Below are 7,368 nucleotides of genomic sequence, written 5' to 3' on the forward strand. Positions count from 1 at the left end.
TCATGGCCCGCCGACTCACCCGCGGCCACGCAGCCACCCGACAAGGCCCGCGACCACTTTCACCCACCAATCTATGAGATCTCAAACACGGTCTGAGATGTTTTCGTCCAGCCGGGAGCAAACTTCGCTCGAAGGTGTGACGCGCGATCAGGCCGCCCGACCGCGCCGGTCCGGGCCCGGTCGGGAAGGAAGGTATGCCTGCAGCATCAGCTGCAGGCAGGGGAGGAAAAGCCGACGAAGGCCGGTTGTCGGGCGGAGGGGTGTTCTAGGATCGCCTACAGAGTGACTAGTTCTGCTGACAGCAAGTTACCAAGGGGGGACCTTGCCAGCTGACATCGACATTGATCCGCAGGCCGTTTCACGGATTGCCATGTCCATGCAAGACAGTATCGCTGGAAACCGGCGGGGGTTCATGCTGGACGAGGCAGAGGCCGCTGGCGGTGCACACCCGGGCTGGCTGGCGTCCGACGCCAACTCCCGCTGCATCGAATCCTGGCGGGGGCGCCTGCACGACGAGGCCGACGAAGTGGAGGCCGCCGCCGAGGCGCTCCATACGTCGGCGAACAACTACGTCAGCACGGACGGCGCGACCGCTGCGGCGCTGGCCGACGACGCACAGTGGCTGCGTGGTGCCTGATGCTGACCCTCGACGCCCTGGACCGTGCCCGGCCCGAACTGTGGCAGAAGGCCTGCGACGACGCGCTGACCACCGCCAAGCACTGCGAGCACGTCGCCTCGGTGGCCCGTGACGAGGTGGCCCGCACACTCGGCAGTGCCTGGGCGAGCCCTGCCGGCGACTCGGCACGGAGCCGGTTCGCGAAGCACGCGGACTCCTACGAAGCCGCGGCCCTGTCCATGCGCGACCTCGCAAAGGTCTACGACCGCCTGGCCACCGCGATGACGAACGCTCAGCGCGCCCTGCACGGTGCGCTCGACTTCGCCCACAGCCACCGGCTGCAGGTCGACCAGGACGGCAGCGTCTCAGTACTCCCCGGCCCTGTCGACCCAGCGGACACCCAGGCCCTGAACGAGCAGATCCACCAAGCCCAAGCCCTGATCACTGCGGCTCTGCACGATGCCGCCGCCGCGGACACAGCCGCAACCGACGAGCTCCGCACCCTGGCCCTGCTCGCCGAGGCCCAGACCCCTGGAACCGTCCGGGAGGCTCTCGACCGGGACGGCAACAGCGCACTGGCCATCGCCATGCGGTTGCAGAGCGCGCAAAACGGCCCGCACCCGATCAACGTACCGCCTGAACTGATCGACGCAGCCCGCCGGGCTTCCGCCGAGACCGGCATCAGCACCGACCTGCTGCTCGCCATCATGTGGCAGGAACAGCAGTGGTACCAGAACCAGGAACCCGGCCTGGACGGCCCGCTCACCATCGCCGGCCGGATCTCTAACTGGACGGCCTCGGAGACCTTGAAGCCCGACAAGTCCCTGGGCATCACCCACGTCAAGCTCGCCACCGCCCGGGAGGTCATCAGAGGAAACGAGGACGCGTTCCCGGGACTTGCAGGGCTCAGTGATACCCAACTCGCCAAGTACATAGAGGAGAACCCTGGCGAGGACGTCCGGCTGAGCGCCTACTACCTGAAAGACCTTCAGAAGAACCCGCACGGCACGGCCACCGACAAGCAGCTGTTCCTGCTCTACGCCGCCGACACGCCCCAGGTCCGCGACTCCAACGCCCGCTACGGCGATGACGGTTCGCAGCGGGGCGCGGCCATCAAGGACCGCTCGGACAACTGGGACGGCCTGCAGCAGTCGCTGCGCGACGCAGACGCCTGGAACAGCCTCCCCGAGTCGGAACGGCGCAAGGCCCTGGACGAACTCGCGGCCCGGACCCCGAACGACACCAACGTCGACCTGAAACCGATCTACGCCGCCCCCGGAGTGAGCACGTTCGAACGCGGCACCGCCCCACTGCCCCCGGACCAGCCCCGTCCGCTGGTCCCCCCGGCTCCCGGCACGCCGTCGGTCCCGAGCCCCAGGTACCCGGCCCCGAGCCCGGGCCCTGCGCCCACACCCCCGGCAGGCTGACTCTTCCCATGCCCAGGCACCACCTCATCCGCACGCTGCCCGCACTGCTGCCCGCCGCCCTGCTGCTCTCCTGCACGGGCGGCGGGCAGCCGCCACGCGTCCCCATGCCGACCGAGGTACCCGCCGCACCGCAGTACAGCAGCGCGGACGCCATCGTGGACAAGCTCGGCACAGCCGGCATCCCCTGCCGCATCACCCTGAGCCACACCATGAACGGGGCATCGACCATCGACTGCACCGCCACCCTCGACGGCAAAAGCTTCGATACCGAGATCAAGGTCTACGACCCCGCCCGCTACACCCGCGACGACATTGGCGACGGGATCGCGGCCGGCCGCACCGCCTTCCACCAGACCTTCGTCGCCGCCGGGAACTGGCGCATCAACGTCGTCAACCCCACCTACGCCCCCAAGATCGCCCAAGCCCTCGGCGGCGTCGTCCTTCCCGGCGACGAACCCGACACACCCGACCGCCCCCTGCCCTCCATCCCGCCTGCACCCCGCTACGACACCCTCGACCACCTCGCCAACGCCCTCGACACCGCCGTCGGCTGCCAGAACCGCCAACCCGGCCCCGCAGGCACTCTCACCTGCACCACCGGCAGCAAAGCCGGCCACCCCCCCAACTGCGCCACCCTCCAACTGCACGCCGACGACTCCGACCGCGACAAGACACTGCACACCGCCATCGCCCGCCCCGGCGTTCCCGCCTACCTGGTCACCGCCGCCAACTGGTCCGTCAACCTGTGCGACTACGCGCTAGCCGACGAAGTCGCCGGGAAACTCCACGGTGTCGTGGTCCGCTACGACGGACAGTGATCCCACCCCGCAAGAAACCGTGGGCCGCTACCGGAATCCACATTCGACGCCCCGGTGATCGTTCAATAGACGGTGCCCGCCCCGACAACAGTGACGGCAAGTCCGTACGTACGGACGGCCGGGCCAGGGTACGGGTGATGGCGAAGGATCCAAACCGGCAGGCCGTGGCGGGGGCCACCATTACAGCCGTAATGGCCCCCGCCACGGCAGGAGCCGCCGGCCAGTCAGCGCGAGCCGTTGTGTCGGGGCCTGGCGTGCCTGGAGGTGTGGCAGCCAGTGGTCTCGGCGATCTGGGCATGCGTCGGGTGCAGGATCCTCCCGAGCAGGACATCGTCGGCAAGGTCGCCAAGGGCGGGACGACGGCGGGTGATGCCCCCATTGATCAGGGACCAGGAGTAGACACTGACGCTGGAACTGGCGAGGGCCTTGTGCCAGGTCCGTCGCACGGGCCCTCGGGACCCGACGGAGCGCTGAGCAACCGTCGGCGGGCCGCGCAGGGGTCCGGCTGGGGCGCTGCTGGGCGGTGCGCGGTGTTAAACGCCATGAGGAACTACTCGATGGTGACGCTGTAGCGGACGGCGGGGCGCTCGGCGTCGGACCGGTGCTGTCGCCCCGGCGTCCGGCAAGGAGCATGAAGGCGCGCTCGCGGGGCAGGCGTTGGGTGCGGCGGACGAGGGCCCGGCCGACTCCCCCTGAAGCCGGGCCCCCGCCGCACCGGCCCGGACCGCGAGCCGGGGCCGGTACGGACTGTCAGCCGATACCGGTGACCGACAAGGCGGTGGTCCAGTTGGTCTTGATGGCGCTGCGGGCGACGGCCAGAGTGATCCGCCCGGAGCAGACCGCGTTCTTGAGCTTGGTCTCGACGCCGTCCTTGGTGGTGGCGGTCTTCGTGCCCGAGTAGGGCTCGGGCCACAGGTTGCCCGGATCGCGCGGGGCCCCGCCGAGCTCCAGCGGCACCAGGTGGTCCTCCTCGTAGGAGGAGAGGGAGGTGTCGGCGTAGCCGTAGTCGGCGATCCCCTGGACCTTGAGGGCGTTGGTGTAGGAGGTGGACGGGCGCACCGTTGCGGTCCAGCCGGAGACGCAGATCGTGGACTGGATGGTCGACTGGGTGACGTCCGGGTTGTACGCGCCGGGGGTGCAGGCGGGGTCGGGCAGCGGCAGGTAGGAGTGGGAGCAGGTGCTCGCGTGCGCGGTGCCGGCGCCGAGGCCGAGCACGAGGCCGCTGAGGGCCAGGGCCAGGGCGGTGCCGGCCGCGGCCGGGATCCGGGTGGTCGAACGCATGGGGTGCCTCCAGGGGTGCGGGGGTTCGGCGGGCATCGCCGAGGCCGCGTCCATGACACCCCCGCGCACGCTACACGGGTAGACCCCCGACGGTGAATTCCCGTGAGCTCTCGGTTGACCGCCGTCCGGCACCCGGGCGAGCACCCGGCGGGCCGCCGTCAGGTGGCGGGTCAGCCGCTCCCTGCCGTCCCGCCGTGGTCGGGCACCGGGACGCCGGAGCACCGGAGACGCGTCAGCTCGTCCTGGCGGGGTACCCGCACGCCGTCCCCGAACCGGCCGGTGTGCGGTCCGGACTCGAACTCAAGGAGCAACATGGCCACTTCGCCGGCACGGCGGCTGCAGCAGAGCGCCCGGGAGGTCTTCGGCTGGAAGCGGCTGCGGCCGCAGCAGCTGCTGGCGATGGAAGCGGTGATGGAACGGCGCGACACCCTGGTCGTGATGCCCACCGGAGCCGGCAAGTCGGCGGTGTACCAGGTGCCCGGGCTGCTGATACCCGGCCCGACGGTCGTGGTCTCCCCGCTGATCGCCCTCCAGCGCGACCAGGTGCAGGGCCTGCTGCGCCGGGCCGGCACGGACGCCGCCGCGGTCAACTCGGCCAACAGCGGCCGGGAGAACGCGGCGGTGTGGGACCGGATCAGCGAGGGGGACGTCGACTTCCTCTTCCTGTCCCCCGAGCAACTCACCAAGGACGAGGTGGTCGAGCAGCTCGCCGCCGCCGCTCCGGCGCTGTTCGTCGTGGACGAGGCCCAGTGCGTCTCCTCCTGGGGCCACGACTTCCGGCCCGACTACTTGCGGCTGGGCCAGGTCATTGACCGGATCGGCCGGCCGCCGGTGCTGGCCCTGACGGCGAGCGCCGCCGCACCGGTGCGGGCCGACATCGTCGCCCGGCTCGGCATGCGCGACGTGCGCGAGGTGGTCACCGGCTTCGACCGGCCCAACATCCACCTGGAGGTGGTGCCGTTCCAGGACGCGGCGGTCAAGAAGCGCGCGGTGGTGGAGCGGGCGGCGGCCGAGCCCAAGCCGGGACTGGTGTACGCGGCCACCCGGCGGGAGGCGCAGGAGTTTGCGGCGGAGCTCGGGCAGCTCGGCTTCGACGCGGCGGCCTACCACGCGGGCCTGCCCGCCGCGGAGCGCGCCGACGTCCACGACCGCTTCCTGGCAGGCGGGTTGGACGTGGTGGTGGCGACGTCGGCGTTCGGGATGGGCATCGACAAGCCGAACGTGCGCTTCGTACTGCACGCGTCCGTCCCCGGCTCGCTGGACGCCTACTACCAGGAGATCGGCCGGGCCGGACGGGACGGTGAGCCGGCCCGGGCGATCCTCGCCTACCGGCCGCAGGACCTGGGCCTTCAGCGGTTCTTCGCGGCTGGCCGCCCGGACCCGGACACCGTCACCCGGGTGGCGAGCACCCTGGCGGACCACGACGGGCCGGTCCACCCCGGCGACCTGCGGGCCGAGACCGGGCTGACGGCGAGCCGGCTGACCGCCGTGGTCAACCTGCTGGAGCAGGTCGGCGCGGTGGCCACCACCGAGGACGGCGACCTGACGCCCACCGGTGACGCCGACCCGGCGGACACCGCCCGGGAAGCGGTCGAACTCGGCGACGCGCACCAGCAGCTGGAGCGCTCCCGGGTGGACATGATGCGCGGATACGCGGAGAGTACCGGCTGTCGGCGCCGCTTCCTGCTGGGCTACTTCGGCCAGCCCCAGGAGGCGACCGGGGAGGACGGCTGCGGCTCCTGCGACCGTTGCGAAGCGGCCGAACTCTCCCAGCAGGGGCCGGTAGGCGGCCCCGCCGTCCTGGCGGGCACCGGCGGCCCGCTGCCCGGGCCCTCCGCCCCGGACGACGACCCGGCCGGCTCCGCCGGCGACCGGCACCCGTTCCGGCCGGGCGCGCTGGTACGGCACCAACACTGGGGCGAGGGAGCGGTGATGAACGAAGAAGACCGCCACCTGACGGTCCTGTTCGACAGCGTCGGCTACCGCACCCTGTCACTGGACGTGGTCCGCGAAAACAACCTGCTCACCGTCCGCTGACCGGGACGGCGGGGTCGCGGGAGGGGGTCAGAGCCGGCTCTTCCTTACCGGTGGCCGGTTTCCGGACGGGCCGGATCAGCGGGCAAGGGTGACGGTGAGCTGCTCGTTGGGGCAGCCGGCGGCCAGGCGGTGCAGCGCGTCCGTCTCCGCCTGGTCCACGCTCAGACCCCAACGGGTCTTCACCAGCACCCAGTCGTCGATGTAGGTGCAGCGGTAGCCGACCGCGGGCGGCAGCCACTCCGCGACGTCCTTGTCCGCCTTGCTGCGGTTGGACTTCGCGGACACCGCGATCAACGCACGCGGCTCGTCGAGGTCGTTGGCGTACGCCTGCCGCTCGGCAGCCGACCAGGCGGAGGCCCCGGAGTCCCATGCCTCGGCGAGCGGCACCACGTGGTCGACGTCCAGGGCCTTGGCGTCCTGCAGCACCACGTCGTCGTACGGGCTGACCCACACCCCGCCCGCCAGCGAGCACTTCGCGCCGACGAACGGTGCACTCGCTGCTTCGGTGATCAGTACCTCCGCCCGGGTGTTGCACCCGTTGCGATCCTCGTCGATCCAGTGCCGGAACTTCGTACGCTCGTAGCCGGTCCGGTCCTCCTCCACAACCGGCAGCGCGTCGATCGCCTCCCGAAGCGTCACGGTGACCTGCTCACCCGCCGCACGGTGCTGCCCGGCGGCCGCCGAAGCAACCGTACGGGGCTCGGGACCGGCCGCAGCGTTGGCCGGGGAGGCAAGCAGCGCGGTGGCCGCGGCGGCGGACAGGACGGCGGCGAGAACGGGACGAACGCGCACGGGGCAGACTCCACAAGGTGAGGGGCGCGACAACACCCAGTCCAACCTCTACGGGTCGGACCGGGTTGCGGGCCGATGTTCAGCGTCACCCAGACGAGCCGGAGAGTGTATGCGGTGCGCAGCAGGTGGCTGACCGAGCGCGGTCCTGGGCAGTTGCTGGGTATCCGGCCCGCCGGCCGCGCTCGGCGCACGGGGCAGGGAAGGCGTCAGACTGACGGTGTGTCAGTTCGTTCTGCTAGACCGCGGCCGTGGCAATTCCTCGGCCGATCATGTCGCGTCCGCTACGACGCCTTCTCGACAACCTGCGCCCCTTGGGATGTGCCTTCAGCAACCCGAAGCTCGCGGAGGAGGACGACGACTTTGACCTCTTCGTGTTGAACGACCGCGATCGAAGCTT

Annotated in this window: 6 protein-coding genes; 4 read left to right on the forward strand and 2 right to left on the reverse strand. The window is 70.9% G+C overall.

Going from position 1 to position 7,368, the window contains the following annotated elements; all coding sequences use genetic code 11:
• Nucleotides 1-322: 322 nt before the first annotated feature.
• Genes ABD345_RS39480 through ABD345_RS39490 form a run of 3 tightly spaced genes read left to right on the forward strand, consistent with a single transcriptional unit; the run spans nt 323 to nt 2,861 of the window.
• On the forward strand, nt 323-637 hold the full coding sequence (locus tag ABD345_RS39480; protein WP_344559599.1) for a hypothetical protein: 315 nt from the start codon (nt 323-325) through the stop codon (nt 635-637).
• Nucleotides 637-2,043, forward strand: a complete 1,407-nt coding sequence (locus tag ABD345_RS39485) for a hypothetical protein (RefSeq protein WP_344559601.1) — start codon at nt 637-639, stop codon at nt 2,041-2,043. Before ABD345_RS39480 ends, ABD345_RS39485 begins: the two co-directional genes overlap by 1 nt.
• A gap of 8 nt (nt 2,044-2,051) precedes the next feature.
• On the forward strand, nt 2,052-2,861 hold the full coding sequence (locus tag ABD345_RS39490; protein ID WP_344559603.1) for a hypothetical protein: 810 nt from the start codon (nt 2,052-2,054) through the stop codon (nt 2,859-2,861).
• A 750-nt stretch (nt 2,862-3,611) separates the two neighbouring features.
• Here the strand turns inward: ABD345_RS39490 and ABD345_RS39495 are convergent.
• Entirely contained in the window at nt 3,612-4,142 is a 531-nt protein-coding gene (locus ABD345_RS39495; RefSeq protein ID WP_344559605.1) for a hypothetical protein, read from the reverse strand.
• A 312-nt stretch (nt 4,143-4,454) separates the two neighbouring features.
• On the opposite strand from ABD345_RS39495, the gene ABD345_RS39500 reads away from it, so the two are divergent.
• A complete protein-coding gene (locus ABD345_RS39500; RefSeq protein WP_344559607.1) occupies nt 4,455-6,179 on the forward strand; it encodes a RecQ family ATP-dependent DNA helicase in 1,725 nt (574 codons plus the stop codon).
• Between the two features lie 75 nt (nt 6,180-6,254).
• Here ABD345_RS39500 and ABD345_RS39505 read toward each other — a convergent pair whose 3' ends face one another.
• Nucleotides 6,255-6,971: an HNH endonuclease family protein gene (locus tag ABD345_RS39505; protein ID WP_344559609.1), complete on the reverse strand. Its 717-nt coding sequence runs from the start codon at nt 6,969-6,971 to the stop codon at nt 6,255-6,257.
• Nucleotides 6,972-7,368 lie beyond the last annotated feature (397 nt).

Source organism: Kitasatospora saccharophila (assembly GCF_039529925.1).
GTDB lineage: Bacteria > Actinomycetota > Actinomycetes > Streptomycetales > Streptomycetaceae > Kitasatospora > Kitasatospora saccharophila.